Here is a 17,766-nt window from a genome sequence, read left to right as displayed (position 1 = left end):
TAAATCCCCGACTTTTTGAAGAAGTCGGGGATTTGACTTCGACTAGCAATTTCAAAACCTACCAATCTTCCAGATTGGATTTTTTGTCAAGCTGAGAAATTGCCAGCTTCAGGATTGTTTGCACCGAAGTCTCAGACTCCTGTGCTAATGCCGCTTCGAGATCGGAGATAGACTGTTTATCGCCCAATTTCATCAACGCCAATGCTGCCGATTTCCGACTTTCCCAATCTGGATGATGGAGTAAGTCTAGCAATGGGACGCGGGCGGGACGATAAGTAAGATTGCCTAAAGCAGCCGCTGCTTCGCACCGTACCATTGCTTCGGTATCTTTGAGCGATCTTATCAACAGATTGAGAGCAACATCTTCTTCTGGATTCTCCTGTACGATTTTGGTAATCGCTCCCACTACCGCAGCCCGAATTGCGGGTGAGTCAGAATCAATTTCTCGATACAGATATGACTTCGCCTCGGAGCCAATAAACGACAATGCCCAAGCCACATGTCCCTTGGTACTTTCTGGCTGGTCTGGCGAACCCAGAATTTCCAGCAAAACTGGTACAGAAGCCGCTCCCATTCGAGCTAATGCCCCTACCGCAGAACCTTGAACGACTGTGTCTTCATCATTGAGCAACGCATGTACCAACGTGGGTACAGCACGCGGATCGGCAATAATAGTCAGGGTTTTACCCGCAGCGCGACGCACCACCACATTCTCGTGACTGGCTAACGCCGTCATCAAAAATGGTGTCGCAGGTTCGCCAATTTCTCCCAAAGTCGTCGCTACCCGCAGCCGAATCAGCCCACGCGGATCGCCGAGCCGTTCGACTAGATCTGTTAGCAGTTCTTCATCATGGGGATCGAAAATCTCTAAATCTACCTGTTCGCTGACTTTGGCGAGCAATGCATCTGTTTCTGCTTGAAACTGAAGATTTGCATCATTCCCAGGTGGAATGGGGGAGTGGAGTTCATTACTCATGGTTAATTTTACAGATTGAATTAGCAAGACTAGTTACCAGTATTCAGATCGGCTTGCTGCTGGCGGAGCTGGGCGATCTTACTATCGATATCGGCTAATTCTGGTGCTAATTTAGCCATCACCTGGGCTTTCATCAACTTGGCTTTTTGGGCGGCTTCCAAAGTTTCAGCGAGCAAGCGTTCGCGATATTTCTCGAATTCGACGATCGTCTCAGCGAGTTCTTGAGCGTAATTTTCCGATTCTTCTGACATCTGTGGAAATTTCCTAAAGTTTTATCGTATTTTCCAATTCTCGCAGATTCCGATCTGAACTCAGCTAGTTTTTACGATCTTTATTCTCAATTGTGAAGAAATATTGCTTTGTTTCTCATAACTGAGACGCAACCGCCACCAATATTTTATGTTTGATGTTGTCTTGGTTCACCCCAGGTAAACGCCTTTTACAAATAGTCAATATAATTAAGGAGAGCAACATGCTTGACGCTTTTTCTAAAGCTGTGGTTTCAGCAGATGCCAGCACCTCTACCGTATCCGACCTCACTGCTCTCAAAGCATTCGTTGCTAGCGGCAACAGACGTTTAGATGCAGTTAATGCAATTGCTAGTAACGCTAGTTGCATGGTTTCTGACGCAGTCGCTGGGATGATTTGCGAAAACCAAGGCTTGATCCAAGCTGGTGGTAACTGCTACCCTAACCGTCGCATGGCTGCTTGCTTGCGTGACGCTGAAATCGTTCTTCGTTATGTTACCTACGCTCTATTAGCTGGTGATGCTTCCGTTCTCGACGATCGTTGCTTAAACGGTTTGAAAGAAACTTATGCAGCTTTAGGTGTACCCACTACTTCCACAGTTCGTGCTGTTCAAATCATGAAAGCGCAAGCTGCTGCTCACATTCAAGATAATCCTAGCGAATCTTTCGCTGGTGCTAAACTCCGCAAAATGGGTGCAATTGTAGTAGAGGATCGTTGTGCTACTCTGGTTGCTGAAGCTTCCAGCTACTTCGATCGTGTAATCTCTGCTTTGAGCTAGTCAAATAGCCAATCGGCAAGACGATCGAACAACAATCATTACTCTATCTATAACATTGGGAGATTTTAAGAAATGAAATCAGTCGTTACTACAATTATCGCCTCTGCTGATGCAGCGGGTCGTTTTCCTAGCACCTCCGATCTAGAATCCGTACAAGGTTCGATCCAACGTGCGTCTGCTCGTTTAGAAGCTGCTGAGAAATTAGCTGCTAACCTCGACAACGTTGCTAAAGAAGCTTACGATGCTTGCATCAAAAAGTATCCTTACCTCAACAACGCTGGTGAAGCTAACTCCAACGATACTTTCAAAGCTAAGTGCAGCCGCGACATCAAGCACTACCTCCGTCTAGTTCAATACTGCCTAGTTGTTGGCGGTACTGGTCCTTTGGACGAATGGGGTATTGCTGGTCAACGTGAAGTTTACCGTGCATTGAGCCTACCTACTGCTCCTTACGTTGAAGCGTTAAGCTTCGCTCGTAATCGCGGCTGTGCTCCTCGCGACATGTCTGCTCAAGCATTGGTAGAATACAATGCTCTACTCGACTACGCAATCAACTCCCTTTCCTAGTTTGGAAAGAAGGTGGTCGATCTCATTTAGGTGAGATGTCTTCCTAACAAGCCTGGAGGTTCTTGACTCTTTGCTTTTCCTGTTAAGGTAAAGTAATTGCCCAGAATCTCTGGGTTTGTTTCGATCTGGGTAAATAATGGAGTTCCCCCTCTATCTCATTCGTACTCTCCAGTACTTCCAAAATGGATAACCGCTTTTTTAGTTTATTTAATCTAACCGAAGATCGGGCGATCGAGATTTTAGATACGCCCACAGATCTTGTCGCCGAAAGTGATTCCCGCTATATTGCCGCGTCGCATTTAATTAATTTTCAGACAGATCGATCGATTGCCGCTCTGATGCGTGCCGTTGCCCAAGCCGATCCGCAGCTAGATAATAAGATCGTGCGACGCAAGTCGATCGAAATATTGGGGCGATTGAAAGCAGCCCAAGCTCTACCCGCGATCCGTACGTGTCTGCAAGATGAAGACTGCTACACAGTGGAAAATGCGGTGTGGTCGATCGGCGAGATTGGCACCCAAGATCCAGAAATTCTCGCAGAAGTCGCTCAGTTACTCGAAAAGCCAGGGCAAAGCTATCGGGTGATGATTCACACCCTAACTAAATTAAATTATCAGCCTGCAATACCACAAATTAGTGAATTTGTCAATGATGTCGATCCACCGATCGCGAGTGCTGCCATTGCTGGAGTTTGCCGTTTGATTGGGGACTATACCCAGATGGAACGAGTAGTCGCAATGCTGCAAAATCCAAATGTGTTGGGGCGACGGTTATCAATTCAAGATTTAATCGATGCGCGATATTATCAAGCGATTCCCGCTATTTCCTGTTGTCCGGTATCCCTAGTATTTCGGCTACGTGGAATTCGGATGTTAGCTGAAGCCGGAATTGGCGATGGTTCGATCGATTTTGCCACAGTGCAACCCTATTTAGAACAGTCATTACGCGATCGACCCCAAGACTTAAAATTGGTACATAATTACGCTGGAGTCCCCGAACTCCCTGCCCTGATTCGCGACTTATACGAAACAGACTTTGGCAAGTGTTATTTAGCTACTCAGACGATCCTAGATCGATACCCTGATACCGCACCCGCCGCGCTATTTGCCGACTATGCCGCAGAAGCAAATAATGATTATGGGGCACATTTCCACATCATGAAAATCATGGGTTGGTTAAAACACGCACCAGCTTACGATCTCTTAATTGAAGCCTTACACAATTCCCAACCGCAATTTCAGAAATCTCGCGCCGCCGCCGCAATTGCGCTAGGCGAAATCGGCGATGTGCGGGCAATTCCTGCATTACACAAGAGTCTGGAGACTAAAATCTGGGATCTCAAATATGCCGCATTGATGGCATTAGAACAATTGGGCGATCCTAGTGGTTATGAAATTCTCAAGAATGATGCCGATTGGTTGGTAAGGACAAAAGCCAACTCTAAGTAGGGTGCGTTAGCCAAACCTGACATCCCCGATCTTGGTAAGTTACGGCTACGCCAACACACCTTGCTACCCTCTATCCCCTACCCTCTACCCCTAATAAATGTCTACAGAAGAACGTTTACAACAACTGAAACATCCTAACCCGCACATGCGAGAACGGGCGATGTGGGAACTAGTCGATCATCCCGATGAGACGACGATTCCGCGACTAATGAGTATTCTCGATGATGAGGATACCACCTATCGACGGGCAGCGGTGAAAACATTGGGCGCGATCGGGCATGATACGATCCCTCTATTAGTTGAAGCATTACTTAATAGTGAAAATGTCACCGTGCGTGGGAGTGCAGCCAAAGCACTGGCACAAGTAGCACTTAATTACCCCGAAGATCCTTTTCCCAGCTTAGGTATCGAGGGTTTAAAAGCTGCACTCCAAGATCCGAATCCCGTGGTAAATATTGCTGCTGTGATGGCAATGGGGGTAATTGGTGTCCCGATTGTGGCTATTTTAATTGAAGCATTGCAAACCACCGATAATCCCGCATTGGCAATGTCGATTGTTAATGCGCTCAGTGCAATCGGCGATCCGCGCAGTTTGGATGCAATTAATATGCTATTGGCGGATGAATCTACCGATTCCTACGTGCGGGAAGCTGCAACGAGTGCTTTATCTCGACTAGAAATGACCACGAAATTTAAGAGTTCCTGAACCCACTCGACAATGTAGCCTCAAATTCTTATGTATCCCACATTATGAATTGAACTTAATCACATTTCCCCCATTCAAAAAAGTGGGCTGCTCCCTTCTCTCTCTCCCCAACGATCCCGCCCAATGATAAAATAGTGGTTGCTCAGGAGCAGATCTAAAGGCTAAAAAAATGAAGTTGCGATTTTCCGTAGGAGAGGCTATGTCAAAGCGGACTATTGCCATCATCATCGGGATTATTGCCTTGATAGTTGTCGGGACAAATGCCTATGGATGGGTATCAGCACATCGATCGATGCTACTATTGACACGAGATCGATCTCAACCGCCTGCAACAGCAGTATTTGTGGCAAAAAGAGCACCTGCGGCGATCTCGCTGCTGGCGAATATTGACGACTTAGTTAGTTTAAACCGTCTAGCGATACCTTCCTCACAACATAGGGCTGCATCCCAAGTAATTAAAAAGTGGAAACAGCAGCTCGGCGATCGATTACACTTGGACTATCAGCGCGAGATCGCCCCGTGGTTGGGTGATGAAATGACTTTTGCCATTACGGATCTAAATTTTATCTCGCCCAGAGGATCGTCGCTCATTGATAATCGTCGTCCCCAAAACACCCCTCAGCCTGGATATCTCGCCGTACTGAGCAGTCGCAATCCCCAGGTGAGCAGTCAAAAAATTCAAGCTTGGTGGGATAAACAAGTCGAAGCCAGAAGATTGGAGTTTGAATCCTATCAAGGGGTTAAAATTGGTTACAACGATCGACATCAACTAGCTAGTGCGATCGTCGGGGATCGATATATTCTATTTGCCAATCATCCTAAAGTCCTGCGAGAGGCAATCAATAATCTCCAAGTTAGTAATCTGAGTATCTTAGAAAATCCCGATTACCAACAGGTACTAGCCGCCAATAACCACCATAAAATTGGTGTCGGCTACGCTCGGCTCCCAGATTTGAAGGGTTGGCTGGGGAAAGAAGCTGGTGAAAAATATCCAGTCGTTGGATTGAATTTAGGGGTCGATCGACAGGGCTTAATCGCCGATATGTCATTGTACCCTGCCCCGATCGCAACTTCTATCGATCCAACCCCAATATCGGCCCCACCTAAATTAGTCAGTACACTTAAATACCTGCCTCGTCAAAGTACAATGGCGATCGCTGGAACAGATCTTTCACATTGGCAGCAGCAATTAATCGATATTCTGCCCGAACTTAAACCCCTAACTACTGTCCTCGATTCAAGTATAGCTTCAATCGGCAAACAAATCGGGATCGATTTGACTCAAGATATCTTCAATTGGACGACAGGAGAATATGCCTTAGCCGCCATTCCTAACCCCGATCGAAACATCACTGATTGGGTGTTTATTGCCGAACGGACCCAGCCAGAACGAGTCGATAAATCGATTGCCCATTTTGATGAATTAGCAGGTCTTGCAGGCTATAATGTCGGTCTATTACCCTGGAATGATAAACAAGCCATCGGTTGGACAAAACTTGTTACAGAAACCACAACTAACACAACTCAATTAGTCGCCCAAGTTTCTGGCGTACACACCACCATCGCCGATAAATATACGATCTTGGCGAGTTCTGTCGAAGCAATGGATATTACACTCAAAGCGATCGATAAACAGTCAATCTTGGATAGCCCTCGATATCACAATGCCGCTAATCTATTAGCAGCCACTGACACTGGTTATCTCTATGGCAATTGGCAGACAATTAGCGATCTCTTACCAAAACAACTACGAGAAAATTCGCTAGTTAAATCAGTGAGCGATGGGATATTTTCTGGACTACCTAATATTAGTGTCAATAGCTATACTGAAGCTGGAATACAGCGCGTTAGTCTCTTATTTCAGGTTGAATAATATATTAGTCAAGACAGTCGGGGATATCGCAGTAATTTCTAGGATATGAGATAATTATCTCCCTAATGTTAGCTCTTCTTTCTTACCCAAAATACCTTGTGGACGCAGAACCATTAATAGCATTAAAATTAGACCGATAATCATAATCCGAAATGCCCCTTGCTGAGTATCATCTAAATGTAGAGCACGAAAAAATGCTTTGAAAAACTCAGCCCGCGTCAACTCATAATAGCCCCAGAATATTACAGCTCCAATGATCGTCCCCAGATTATTGCCCGAACCGCCTAACATGATAATAATCCAGGCATTGAAAGTAATTAATGGCTCAAAATTGTCAGGAAAAACAGTGAATTGCCAAGCATAAAATGCTCCAGAAATTCCGGCAATTGCACCGCCGAGCATAAAAGCTTGCAACTTGTACCAAAATACATTCTTGCCCAAAGCTCTGGGAACTTCTTCATCTTCCCGAATCGCTTTCAATATTCGCCCCCACGGTGAATTGACTAATTTCTCTAGTCCGATATAAACTATCGTAAGTGTAGTTAAAGTTAGCAGCATTAGACCCGCACGAGAGTCATAAGTATATAGCGACAAAGCACCGCAAACATATACAGTCAATACAAAAATAATCGCGATCGAACCACCAATTACCCTGGACATTTCAACTCGTGTCCACATACCCAATCGCCACAATCCTAGCCCACAAAGTACTGTCAACCAAGCGATTAATAACAGTCTAATGGGATATTCGGGTTGAAAATTAAACGGTACTGGATAACCTTGAATACCAAAGGTACCTTTAGTCAGCCAAGCTTCATTTTTGGCGACTAACCTAACTAATTCAGACACGCCGATCGTGACAATCCCCAGATAATCTTCTCGCAGTCTCAACGTCGAAATACCGATCAGTAATCCCAATAGTGCGGATAAACTAGCACCAATTAATACTGCGATCGGAATGGGCACACCCTGCATCGAGAGTAACACAGTACTATATGCACCGATCGCCATAAAAGCGACATGTCCGAAATTAATCAATCCCGTCACACCCCACTGTAAATTCAACCCCAAACTAAACAGAGCATAAGTAGCAGCAGAAATCGTCAAAAAGACAAAATAATTAACCATCGGGGGTATGGGATGTGGGGGTGTGGGCGTGTTGGGGAGTTAGGGAGTAGCGGAGTGGCGGAGTGTCCAAATTCACCATCCACCATCCACCTTCAACTAATTATCTATATTCTCGATAATCATCAAGCTGCTGATTGGGATCGGGTGCAAATGCTAGCCAGAGGGGGTATTGAAGAATAGAGAGACTAATTTGACCTTCCGAATTATCGATGATAATTAAAGGCATTTCCTTATTTGCTACAATTCGATCGACCTTTTGAACTAGAGCTTCAGGATCTTCAAATAAAATAATCCCCCCATTGGCACCAAAATCGGTCTTAGAGAGTCCCAAACAGTCTTGAAAGCCTCTGCGCCAGTCACCGAGTCGTTCGGGTAGGTTGGTGAGGACGAGAGTACGGAGATAGTCACCATATAGTTCTCGCAATACGGATACGGCAGTCGCCGCAATCAGGATATTCTGTAAGCGGCTCCCCATCGTGCGAATCGCCCCTCGCCCATCTTTGGTAAAAAACCAGTCGGACACCTTATCCGCATGAACGGCTTCTAAAGTGCGGCGCAGTTGCCATGTGGGAGCATAATAGTCTGGAGCGTTGCGATATCGATCGATCGATCCTCGTACTTTCCCCGCAGTAGCCTTGAAACTAGGTTCGATAAATTGAGGGTTTTGACTTTTTGGTAGCGATGTTGTTGTGGGTGTCTGCGCTAGGGGCGTTTGGATGCGGATTTGGGCGGGTGGTGGTTGTGGAAACTCGATTTCTTCAGCGATGACGACTAAATCTTGTAAGCTACCCACTAGGTAATCTTTAAACCCCTGTAAGCGGATGGCAATATCTTGAGAGCCACCAGCAAAACTTTTGTTAATTTCTTCCTTAATCCGATCTCGTCTACGTTCGAGCTGTTCGACGGAGATTTGGAGTTTTTGACGACGTTGTTCGAGATCTGTCACCGAAGTTTGGATGATTTGTCCGAAACTTGTTTGAGTATCGACAATCTGTTGTTCTATTTGTAATTGGGTAGCTTGAAGTTTGGCAATTTCCGCTTTAATTGCTGCTTCTGTGCGTACCAGTGGTGCGACTTGAGGATCGAGGCGATTAGCTGTGGCTTGTGGCTCTATTTCTGGCTCTGGTTCTGATTCTTGACTGATTTCATCCAGCAGAATATTCCAATTATCTGATAGCGTGGGCGAGGTATCTGCGGCAAGCAAATCAGGAATAAGTGGCTCAGGTGTTGCTGATGGCTCAGTTATGGTAGTTTGAGGATTTAGAGCATCACTATCCCAGACATCCCCAAGTGGCTCTGGCACTGACGAGATCTCTTCCACCACTCGAACATCAATGATTTCAAGCGATTTGGTAGGAGATCTGAGATCTGGTTGGTGATTTACAGTTCCGTCAGGGTTCATAGATTTTGGCGTAGTGAGCACAAAAGAGATTTGCGATGATATCGTTGGTGTAGCTTCTGACCAAAGCATTATACTTCGATCGCTCACTGCTTATTACCAGAAGAGAGCGGGATGTCTGGAAACCGTGTCGCTTCAGCGCACGGATGAAAGACTTTTGCGTGCGGTTTTAACCGCCGACCGCCTTTAAACAATGATATCACCTTGCTTAATGCTTTCAAAAAGACAACCGTTCAGTTGAATACAAAACTACTGGCTGGAAGCTCGCAGACGATCGCAAAATTCATAGAGAGATTTAGATATTTTCTCAAATATCAACTTTCCTCTTTCCACTTTCCACTACTCCTCCGATTTCTCACTAACGGCTCGAACGATTCGCGAAAGTTCATACTTTTCATCCACAGCAATTCGACTGGGGGAACCACTAATGATCCCTTCATAGTTACGGAATGAATCCTTGATTTCCGCACCATCTTTACTGATTGTGTATTCGTGAATGCCCTTATCATGCCAGGAACCCCGCATTTTAAATACATTCAGTGCCCGTGCCATTTCGCCGCGAATTTCGACATACTGGAGCATCAAAATCGTGTCGGTAATAGTAGAAATATGGGAATCAGTAATCGAATGAGATCCCATAAATTGATCGGAAGTATTGGTGAAAAATCCCGTAATTTCTTCCTGCTTGGCATAGCCAGTCACACCAATGACAAACTGTCTAAAAGAATTGTTACTTACACCACGTGCCAAAGCTGAGAGCGAATCGATCGCAATTCGATCGGGTTTAAATTCGGCGATTTCTGATTTAATTGTCTGTAAATGATCTTCCAATCCGGCTGATTCTGGGTAGGTACATAAGATTTTGAGCAATCCTTGTCGCTCCAACTCTTCAAAATCAATCCCCCAAGAAGACGCATTTCGCGACAACTGCGCTCGAGACTCCTCATATGCAAACAAAATCGCCCGCTCGCCAGCCAAACAAGCTTCTTGGATAAATTTGCTCACCAGCAGGGTTTTTCCCGTTCCTGTGGCTCCTGTGGCAAGGATAATCGAATCTTTGAAATATCCACCCCCACACATTACATCCAAAGCTTTAACACCAGACGATACCCGCACATTAGAAGACTTCTGGGTGAGGCGCATTGCGCCCAAGGGGAAGATATTAATGCCGTGGTTGGTAATCGTAAATGGGTATTCACCTTTCATGTGAGTGGTACCCCGCAGTTTGAGAATTTCAATCGTCCGACGGCGACGTTCGCCTTCTAGCACATTTCGGACGATGGCGACGTTATCGGAAACGAATTCTTCTACTCCAAATCGAGCGACAGGGCCGTATTCTTCCACCCGCTCGGTGGTCATAATGGTAGTTGCACCCATTTGTTTGAGTCGAGCGACGAGCCGAAAAATTTCTCGCCTTACTACTGAGGCAGCATCATATTGCTGGAAAATAGCTGTAACTGAATCGATCGAGACTCGCTTGGCTTTATATTTGGTAAAGGCATACTGAATCCGCTCAATCAAAGCAGAGAGATCGAAATTACCGACTACTTCTTGTCCTTCAGGATCGGGCGAAGCATCAAGGATAAATAACTTACCATCATCGATCGATTTTTGGAGATCCCAGCCAAAACTGTGCGCGTTTTTAATAATATCAGCAGGTGATTCCTCAAAGGTCACAAAGATCCCAGGTTCATCAAAGTGGTGAATCCCATTGTAGATAAATTGTACCGCTAACATCGTTTTTCCCGTTCCCGATGTTCCACTGAGGATCGTCGTTCTACCCACGGGTAAACCACCATGCGAAATATCATCGAACCCTTCAATCAGGGTGCGAATTTTGTGTACGCCCAATGGATTAAACGGTAATTCTGCTGATTGATTCGTACTGGTCATTGCGGAGATTTCAAAAGTTTCTAACTAAACAACTAAATCAATTCGTTAAATCAATCGAATGCGAATAACTACCGGAGTTTGACGATCTAAAAATCCCCATCTCGCTCGGATAGCTCTTCGTACAACAGATCCAATCCAATTAATACTTTTTCCCGATCGGACAAATCGCCAATAATTTTTCGTACTGGTGGCGGCAATACTTTCGACAGTGTGGGCGTTGCCAAAATTTTATCCTCTTCTGCTAACTGAGGATTTTTCAACACATCAATTACTTTAAGGGCATATACGCCTTTAAACTCTTCTTCTAATATATTCTTTAGAGTTCGGAGTGCTCTAACGGAATTTGGCGTATTTCCAGCTACATAAAGCTTTAAGACATAAGTTTTCATTAACGGAGGCATAAATTAAACTGTTAATTATAAAGGGTGCGATCTTAAACTCGATTGCTTCGATATTCCGATTTTATCGCGATAATAATATTGTAGAGATTCGAGATCCTCGATTGTGTCGATCTATGGTAATTTGAGGATTGACGCATGACTATTCTCAGCTTATCGATTGGCTCAGAACATGACAGAAATCACCAATGGCATCAAGCAGAAGTTCATCTAGATTGAATTATGACTTTTCCCTTGGTTCACTAGGGATTTCGGATCTGGTGTAAGATTTGAGAATACCAATATTTATTGCACCTCTCTGGGAATCGATCGACGATACATCTCACACAGATGGGCGATGATGTCGATCAGAGTGAGACGGTAATCCAGCAAAATTTCCTCGCTACGCCCTTCCAATTTTAACTGATCTGAGAATTCTTCCATCAATTCCATGTGAATCTTGACAATTTCAGAGACAGCTAGATCTCTAAAAAATATCGCGCTGACAAATTCGTCGATATTGTCATTGATCTGACTGCTATCGGCAAAGTAGTTTAGCACAATCTGGCGATACTGGGATTTTAACAGATCCAGTAGCTCTTGCTTTTCCTGGCGATCTAGATGTCGAAAAAATTGACGGGAATTGCGTTTGTAGTAAACAGCCAAATATCCCAGCCGCTCGTTGAGCTTCTGTGCCAAGCGGCTTTGTTGCTGGAGCAGAAAAGTTGGTTGAGAAATATCAATCTCAAGTTTAGTGGGTTGAGAATCCTCGGATGCTGGCATGATGGGAGCTAGGTTCAAAAATTTTGCAATGGCTTTATCGATCGCCACTCCAATATCTGACATCTCTGTTATTGCCAAAATTACTTCGGACGGCTGATAGATATAACTACTAGACACGGACAAATGAGTGGTGGGGTTTGTCTCGGAGCTGAGTGGATGGTTCGGCTCTAATCGATGAATAATCACTACTGGCAAAATTAGTCCGCGATCGTAAAGATAATTGATGACAGGCAAAAGTTGCTCTCTTGCATCAAACACTAAGCAATCAAGCTCGTGCTTCACCATCTCTACATGAGCTAAAAATTCCGATTGACTGGTAAAGTATTGCAGGACATAGCGATCCCCATCCAAATATTGACCCAGCAGCGGAAATAGATCCGTAGAGTCAGCCAAAACTGCAATTGTGAGAAGACCAGCCAAAATAATTTACACTCGCTAACGGTGCTAAACACTAGCTACAGCAGTTCGATCGAAGTACTATTAATAGCCGATTAAGTCTATATCTAGTCAAGCTTTGGGCAGACTAGCCTCTGGCAGGCTTGAGACCGTCTTACGGTCTCATCAATAGTAACACTCAATCGATACCGATTTAAGCACCAACACACAATAAACTTAATGTTTACTATAGAATTATAACATCATTCACCGTCAGCAGAGCAGCGTCTTTTGGCGTTGGGACGATCCCTTTATAATTTCAAGGATTCGGTATTCACCTTCGATTCTCTCGACAAGGCGACTTTCCCCGTCCGCGCAATCTCTTTGATCCCAAATTTCTGTAAGACCTGGACGATCGCTACAATCTTACCAGGATCGCCGACTACTTCTAGCGTCAGTGCATCTTCCGCTGCATCAACCACCCGCGCTCGAAAAATATGGGCGAGTTCGATAATTTCCGAGCGATGCGCACTACTCGCATTGACTTTGAGCAGCATTAATTCTCGTTCGACACAAGGAATATCCGTAATATCCAAGACCTTGAGGATATTTACTAGTTTATACAACTGTTTGGTCAGTTGCTCGATCGAATGGTCGTCACCATTTACCACCATTGTCACCCGCGATCGACCCTCCTGTTCCGCAGGGCCAACCGCCAAACTTTCGATATTAAAGCCCCTTCGGGCAAATAATCCCGCAATCCTAGTCAGAACCCCAGCTTCATCTTCAACCAAAACAGATAGAGTATGTTTCATTGCAATTAGGTGTTAGGTATTGGGTGTTAGGTATATTGGTGCTAAAGCCTAAAGCCTAAAACCTAAAGCCTAAAGCCTACCATTTAGCCACAGCTTTATATTGTCCCACAGTTTTTCATGCTCACAATCTTAAAAAAAATGTAATTATGTCCGTGTTTGAACGAAAATACCCCACATAATGGATAGGGTGTATTTTTTCAGATGGAGTATTTCAATTATGGGTTTCTTCAAAAAAATGTTCGGCATGGAAAAACCAGAAAATGCTGAAATCAATCCCGTCGCTACTGCTACAGATCCCGAAACTGGTGGAGAAATAGCCGCAGAACGGCTCGGAGTCAATGGCGAATACGACCAAAGTGGTTTAGCCAAACGTGTCGCGCTTGCTTTTGACGAAGATGCCTCTGTAACTGAGGTGGAGACTCTCTGGGTAGCCCAAACTGGTGGTAGTGTGGTACTCAAAGGTTCTGTCCCTAGTCAAGAAGTACTCGATCGCATGGTAGAACTAGCTAGTGGCGTTTCTGGGACTACTGATGTCAGCATCGACCAAGTTACCGTTGGGTAGGGGATAGGGGATAGGGAAAATCTAACATCTGTGCATTTAGATCCGATCCCACCTCTACCTCCAATTCTGGCGGGGAAGCTATCCCCGCCAACAGATCTAGCCAATTGCGAATAGTATCATTGACAAGATCTGGTACCTCATCATGGGCGCAGTGTCCAGCAGCTTCTAAATTCACCAGTTCTAATCGTGGATTCAATTTTAGCAAGATATCCGCAGTTCCAGGCGGGATCATCCGATCTTCACAGCCCCACAGTAATAGCATCGGAATTTGGATATTAGGTAGGAGCTTGCGAATATTTGGTGAAAAATCACTACTAGTCATTCCCTGCATAATCTTCACGAATGCAGCCGGAGCCTCGCGTTCTCGGGCTGGAGTTAGAAATAAGTCGATGAGATCGTCAGTGACTCGCTCGGGATTGGCGTAGGCAATCTGCGCCCATTTGCGGGCAACCTTGGGCTGGCTGACGAATCGAAATAAGGTGTGTAAGAGGGGTGGATTTAAGATTACTTTTTTGAGTCCATTCACCAATGGTTGGAACTGTCGTGGAATCATTTCCTGTTCGGCTGATAAATCTGGCAAACTCACCATCACGAGACTAGCTGCCATTTCTGGATGCCTAGCGGCTGCAACTAGAGCCACGAGAGAGCCGATCGAATTACCGACCAAAATCATCGGTTGACCGACGAATGTCTGCCAGAAATCGTAAACTTGATCTACCCACAAATCGATATTATATTTAATATCTGGTTTCCGCGATCCCCCCCAACCGACAAGATCTAGCCCATAGACAGTATGATCGATCGCCAAAAATTCTAAATTGTGCTGCCAATGACCGATCGATGCTCCAAAGCCATGTAATAATAATACAGGGGGTAAACTACTCTTCCCCCCGCCGCTCCATCTCAGGTAAGTATAACGAGTTTGCCAGCCCCGCCAGACCCAATCTCGCTGATTCCCGATCTTTCGATCCCCAGTCTGCAACATACAGTCTCCTCTGTCTCCTGTCTGATTTGATGTAGCTGCTTGTAAAAAAAAATCGCCAATACCCTAAAAAGGTAACATTAAGCTTAAAAAATATTAAATTTTTGCGCTCGTTCCTCAGAACTTGGGTAAAATAGTTGTATCAGACTAAATATATTAATTTATTTATCTAGTTTAGACCAATTTTACAGCTAGCTGTAACTGAGGATCACCAGACCACTTACCCACCAGAAACTCCCATAGCTATTAAATCACCCATAATCGAGAAAAGACGCACCCGCGATCTTCCCCAAATCAACGAACGAATTCGTTTCCCGCAAATTCGTGTCATCGGTACCGACGGCGAACAACTAGGCATTCTCACACCTCAAGAGGCGCAAGGAATTGCTGATGAGAACGGATTAGATTTAGTACTTGTCAGTGACAAGGCTGACCCGCCCGTGTGCCGGATTATGGACTACGGGAAATATAAGTTTGAACTAGAAAAGAAAGCTCGCGAAGCGAAGAAGAAGCAGCACACTGCTGAAGTCAAAGAAGTTAAGATGCGCTACACGATCGAGGAACATGACTACCAAGTGCGAGTTAGTCAAGCCGATCGATTCATTAAGTCTGGCGATAAAGTCAAAGCTACCATTACCTTCCGTGGACGCGAGATTCAACACAGCGATCTAGCCGAAAAAGTGCTCAGACGGATGGCAAATGACCTCCAGGAGATTGCTGAAGTTCAGCAATTCCCTAAAAAAGAGGGTCGGAACATGATGATGCTACTTTCTCCGAAGAAAGTTTAGACAAATATAATTTACGAGTAGGGGTAATCTCAAAGGTTGCCCCTTGCTTTCGCGGTTTCAGATAGCTGGTAAGGCAATGCACCAATCCGGCTAGGGCTAAAATTTGCTTGGCACCTCATGGTCATTCTATCAAGTCCAGTTTCTAAGCATTCTTAGTGTATTAATCATTAGGTGCTGATCGAGATTGACTGAGAGATTCCTCAACCCCAACTTTTTACGAAGTTGGGGTTTTCTTGCTTTTGGCAAGGATTCAAGATTGACTTCTCCCTCAATGAAATGGCAAAGACACTTCGACAGGCTCAGTGCATCGCAACTGCATTGGGGGTATCGGGTTTTCAGGCACCATAGCCTTAGATATGCCGTTGCTGCCCTGACTCCGTTCGCCCAATTGGGCAGAGTCATGTCTGACAGCCGTTACTTTCAGAGATTCCCCCGTAGGCTTTTAACCTCTGTGAGGGCAGAATTTCAACTTGGCACGTCTGAGAATAGTTCTCGCGGCCTGAGTGTCGGCATGGTCGATATGACCGCATTCCTCACAAACACACTTCTCTCCATTTCGATTAGCCTTGCTGACATAAGCGAGGGGAAAGTTAGAAGTAGATAATCTGCTGTAGTGTGGGTAAGTTTTTGTCAATGGCTCGCGATCGAATCAGGTTATCCACAAGCGGATGATGCTTTCGTGCCGTTGGCATTTGCGAAGTATCTTCGATCGAGTTATCCTCGGACAAAAATTAGCAAAACCGATCGAGAGACTCAGCTCAAAATATTCTCGCTATCTTTCGGATGGCTATTTATCGCCCCACACAAGCATTGCTCGATCGCCACGATCAAATAGATCCCCCCACATACGCTCCGATCGGATAGATTCTCTCACACAAGCATTGCTCGATTGCCACGATCGTATAGATCCCCGTCGATAGTGGACATATAAAATAGTCTTATCACGATCGTTAAAAGATCGGAATCAAAACTTATACACTTACTGATATAGTTAGTTTTAACAAGAAACGTCAACTGGTTCCTGAAGGTTAGGAAATTTATGGCTTACGCGCAAACTCAAACTCAGGCAAAAACTGGGTACAAGGCTGGTGTACAAGACTATCGTTTAACTTATTACACGCCAGACTATACACCCAAAGACACAGACCTGCTGGCTGCTTTTCGGATGACTCCCCAACCTGGAGTACCCGCAGAAGAAGCTGCTGCTGCTGTAGCCGCTGAGTCTTCCACTGGTACCTGGACAACTGTTTGGACTGACTTGCTCACCGACCTAGATCGGTATAAAGGTCGTTGTTACCACATCGAACCAGTCCAAGGTGAAGACAATCAATATTTTTGCTTTATTGCCTATCCTTTAGATTTATTTGAAGAAGGTTCCGTTACTAACATGCTTACCTCATTAGTAGGTAACGTATTTGGTTTCAAAGCCCTACGTGCATTACGTTTAGAAGACTTACGTATTCCTGTTGCTTATCTCAAGACCTTCCAAGGTCCTCCTCACGGGATCACCGTTGAGCGCGATAAATTAAATAAATATGGTCGTCCGTTGTTAGGTTGTACCATCAAACCTAAACTCGGTCTGTCTGCTAAAAACTATGGTCGGGCGGTTTACGAAGTTCTCCGTGGCGGTCTAGATTTAACCAAAGACGATGAGAACATCAACTCCCAACCATTTATGCGTTGGCGCGATCGTTTCTTGTTCGTACAAGAAGCAATTGAAAAAGCTCAAGCGGAAACTGGCGAAATCAAAGGTCACTACCTCAACGTAACCGCGCCTACCAACGAGCAAATGATGGAACGCGCTCAATTTGCGAAAGAAATTGGCACGCCGATCATCATGCATGACTTCTTGACTGGTGGTTTTACCGCCAACACTTCCTTGGCGAAGTGGTGTCAAGCTAACGGCGTATTATTGCACATTCACCGCGCAATGCACGCAGTAATCGATCGTCAAAAAAATCATGGTATCCACTTCCGCGTTTTGGCTAAATGCTTGCGGATGTCCGGTGGAGATCACCTTCACTCCGGTACCGTTGTAGGTAAGCTTGAAGGCGAAAAAGGCATCAC

Annotated in this window: 18 protein-coding genes; 9 read left to right on the top strand and 9 right to left on the bottom strand. The window is 45.0% G+C overall.

All coding sequences use genetic code 11. The annotated features are described in order from the left end of the window. Window positions 1-58: 58 nt before the first annotated feature. Both RMO55_RS11395 and RMO55_RS11390 read right to left on the bottom strand, forming a co-directional pair. Window positions 59-976, bottom strand: a complete 918-nt coding sequence (locus tag RMO55_RS11395) for a HEAT repeat domain-containing protein (RefSeq protein WP_310426631.1) — start codon at window positions 974-976, stop codon at window positions 59-61. Window positions 977-1,005: 29 nt separating this feature from the next. Beyond that, the gene (locus RMO55_RS11390) at window positions 1,006-1,227 is read right to left on the bottom strand and encodes a hypothetical protein (RefSeq protein WP_310426629.1); all 222 of its coding nucleotides are present in this window, start codon (window positions 1,225-1,227) and stop codon (window positions 1,006-1,008) included. Between the two features lie 221 nt (window positions 1,228-1,448). Here RMO55_RS11390 and cpeB point away from each other — a divergent pair, with 221 nt between their 5' ends. The 5 genes from cpeB to RMO55_RS11365 all read left to right on the top strand — a co-directional run bounded on the left by cpeB (window position 1,449) and on the right by RMO55_RS11365 (window position 6,597). Next, on the top strand, window positions 1,449-2,003 hold the full coding sequence (gene cpeB / locus RMO55_RS11385) for a C-phycoerythrin subunit beta (protein ID WP_310426628.1): 555 nt from the start codon (window positions 1,449-1,451) through the stop codon (window positions 2,001-2,003). A gap of 72 nt (window positions 2,004-2,075) precedes the next feature. Continuing rightward, window positions 2,076-2,570 carry a bleomycin hydrolase gene (locus RMO55_RS11380; protein WP_310426626.1) on the top strand — a complete coding sequence of 165 codons (495 nt, stop codon included), beginning with the start codon at window positions 2,076-2,078 and terminating at the stop codon, window positions 2,568-2,570. A 182-nt stretch (window positions 2,571-2,752) separates the two neighbouring features. Next, the gene (locus RMO55_RS11375; RefSeq protein WP_310426625.1) at window positions 2,753-4,018 is read left to right on the top strand and encodes a HEAT repeat domain-containing protein; all 1,266 of its coding nucleotides are present in this window, start codon (window positions 2,753-2,755) and stop codon (window positions 4,016-4,018) included. 97 nt (window positions 4,019-4,115) lie between these two features. Further along, on the top strand, window positions 4,116-4,724 hold the full coding sequence (locus tag RMO55_RS11370; RefSeq protein WP_310426623.1) for a HEAT repeat domain-containing protein: 609 nt from the start codon (window positions 4,116-4,118) through the stop codon (window positions 4,722-4,724). Window positions 4,725-4,923: 199 nt separating this feature from the next. Next, window positions 4,924-6,597 carry a DUF3352 domain-containing protein gene (locus RMO55_RS11365; RefSeq protein ID WP_310426622.1) on the top strand — a complete coding sequence of 558 codons (1,674 nt, stop codon included), beginning with the start codon at window positions 4,924-4,926 and terminating at the stop codon, window positions 6,595-6,597. Between the two features lie 54 nt (window positions 6,598-6,651). On the opposite strand, the gene RMO55_RS11360 is transcribed toward RMO55_RS11365, so the two are convergent. The 6 genes from RMO55_RS11360 to ilvN form a co-directional block, all read right to left on the bottom strand. Beyond that, window positions 6,652-7,725, bottom strand: coding sequence for a branched-chain amino acid ABC transporter permease (locus RMO55_RS11360; RefSeq protein ID WP_310426620.1), 1,074 nt, complete (start codon window positions 7,723-7,725; stop codon window positions 6,652-6,654). Window positions 7,726-7,825: 100 nt separating this feature from the next. After that, the gene (locus RMO55_RS11355; protein WP_310426619.1) at window positions 7,826-9,127 is read right to left on the bottom strand and encodes a DUF3086 domain-containing protein; all 1,302 of its coding nucleotides are present in this window, start codon (window positions 9,125-9,127) and stop codon (window positions 7,826-7,828) included. Window positions 9,128-9,463: 336 nt separating this feature from the next. Further along, complete coding sequence (kaiC, locus tag RMO55_RS11350; protein WP_310426618.1) at window positions 9,464-11,017, bottom strand: circadian clock protein KaiC; 1,554 nt, start codon at window positions 11,015-11,017, stop codon at window positions 9,464-9,466. Between the two features lie 86 nt (window positions 11,018-11,103). Then, window positions 11,104-11,418, bottom strand: coding sequence for a circadian clock protein KaiB (kaiB, locus tag RMO55_RS11345; RefSeq protein ID WP_295617934.1), 315 nt, complete (start codon window positions 11,416-11,418; stop codon window positions 11,104-11,106). A gap of 282 nt (window positions 11,419-11,700) precedes the next feature. Then, entirely contained in the window at window positions 11,701-12,597 is an 897-nt protein-coding gene (locus RMO55_RS11340) for a circadian clock protein KaiA (RefSeq protein WP_310426617.1), read from the bottom strand. A 266-nt stretch (window positions 12,598-12,863) separates the two neighbouring features. Beyond that, window positions 12,864-13,367 carry an acetolactate synthase small subunit gene (ilvN, locus tag RMO55_RS11335; protein WP_310426615.1) on the bottom strand — a complete coding sequence of 168 codons (504 nt, stop codon included), beginning with the start codon at window positions 13,365-13,367 and terminating at the stop codon, window positions 12,864-12,866. A 217-nt stretch (window positions 13,368-13,584) separates the two neighbouring features. On the opposite strand from ilvN, the gene RMO55_RS11330 reads away from it, so the two are divergent. Next, a complete protein-coding gene (locus RMO55_RS11330) occupies window positions 13,585-13,929 on the top strand; it encodes a BON domain-containing protein (RefSeq protein ID WP_396134268.1) in 345 nt (114 codons plus the stop codon). Here RMO55_RS11330 and RMO55_RS11325 read toward each other — a convergent pair. Further along, window positions 13,916-14,914 (bottom strand): alpha/beta fold hydrolase, encoded by a 999-nt coding sequence (locus RMO55_RS11325; protein ID WP_310426611.1) that lies wholly within the window; start codon window positions 14,912-14,914, stop codon window positions 13,916-13,918. The genes RMO55_RS11330 and RMO55_RS11325 overlap by 14 nt on opposite strands. A 242-nt stretch (window positions 14,915-15,156) precedes the next feature. Between RMO55_RS11325 and infC the strand changes: the two genes are divergently transcribed. The 3 genes from infC to RMO55_RS11310 all read left to right on the top strand — a co-directional run. After that, a complete protein-coding gene (gene infC, locus RMO55_RS11320) occupies window positions 15,157-15,699 on the top strand; it encodes a translation initiation factor IF-3 (protein WP_373546867.1) in 543 nt (180 codons plus the stop codon). Between the two features lie 613 nt (window positions 15,700-16,312). Then, window positions 16,313-16,534 carry a hypothetical protein gene (locus tag RMO55_RS11315; protein WP_310426609.1) on the top strand — a complete coding sequence of 74 codons (222 nt, stop codon included), beginning with the start codon at window positions 16,313-16,315 and terminating at the stop codon, window positions 16,532-16,534. Between the two features lie 204 nt (window positions 16,535-16,738). Continuing rightward, a partial coding sequence (locus RMO55_RS11310; protein ID WP_310426608.1) for a ribulose-bisphosphate carboxylase large subunit occupies window positions 16,739-17,766 on the top strand: 1,028 nt, incomplete at its 3' end.

Source organism: Chamaesiphon sp. VAR_48_metabat_135_sub (assembly GCF_031418915.1).
In the GTDB taxonomy this organism is placed as follows: domain Bacteria; phylum Cyanobacteriota; class Cyanobacteriia; order Cyanobacteriales; family Chamaesiphonaceae; genus Chamaesiphon.
This window is presented reverse-complemented; position numbering and strand designations above follow the sequence as displayed.

What these genes read in the sequence shown, in the direction of transcription:
- RMO55_RS11395 (WP_310426631.1), bottom strand. Translation starts at nt 976, where the DNA reads ATGAGTAATGAACTCCACTCCCCCATTCCACCTGGGAATGATGCAAAT.
- RMO55_RS11390 (WP_310426629.1), bottom strand. Translation starts at nt 1,227, where the DNA reads ATGTCAGAAGAATCGGAAAATTACGCTCAAGAACTCGCTGAGACGATC.
- cpeB (WP_310426628.1), top strand. Translation starts at nt 1,449, where the DNA reads ATGCTTGACGCTTTTTCTAAAGCTGTGGTTTCAGCAGATGCCAGCACC.
- RMO55_RS11380 (WP_310426626.1), top strand. Translation starts at nt 2,076, where the DNA reads ATGAAATCAGTCGTTACTACAATTATCGCCTCTGCTGATGCAGCGGGT.
- RMO55_RS11375 (WP_310426625.1), top strand. Translation starts at nt 2,753, where the DNA reads ATGGATAACCGCTTTTTTAGTTTATTTAATCTAACCGAAGATCGGGCG.
- RMO55_RS11370 (WP_310426623.1), top strand. Translation starts at nt 4,116, where the DNA reads ATGTCTACAGAAGAACGTTTACAACAACTGAAACATCCTAACCCGCAC.
- RMO55_RS11365 (WP_310426622.1), top strand. Translation starts at nt 4,924, where the DNA reads ATGTCAAAGCGGACTATTGCCATCATCATCGGGATTATTGCCTTGATA.
- RMO55_RS11360 (WP_310426620.1), bottom strand. Translation starts at nt 7,725, where the DNA reads ATGGTTAATTATTTTGTCTTTTTGACGATTTCTGCTGCTACTTATGCT.
- RMO55_RS11355 (WP_310426619.1), bottom strand. Translation starts at nt 9,127, where the DNA reads ATGAACCCTGACGGAACTGTAAATCACCAACCAGATCTCAGATCTCCT.
- kaiC (WP_310426618.1), bottom strand. Translation starts at nt 11,017, where the DNA reads ATGACCAGTACGAATCAATCAGCAGAATTACCGTTTAATCCATTGGGC.
- kaiB (WP_295617934.1), bottom strand. Translation starts at nt 11,418, where the DNA reads ATGCCTCCGTTAATGAAAACTTATGTCTTAAAGCTTTATGTAGCTGGA.
- ilvN (WP_310426615.1), bottom strand. Translation starts at nt 13,367, where the DNA reads ATGAAACATACTCTATCTGTTTTGGTTGAAGATGAAGCTGGGGTTCTG.
- RMO55_RS11330 (WP_396134268.1), top strand. Translation starts at nt 13,585, where the DNA reads ATGGGTTTCTTCAAAAAAATGTTCGGCATGGAAAAACCAGAAAATGCT.
- RMO55_RS11325 (WP_310426611.1), bottom strand. Translation starts at nt 14,914, where the DNA reads ATGTTGCAGACTGGGGATCGAAAGATCGGGAATCAGCGAGATTGGGTC.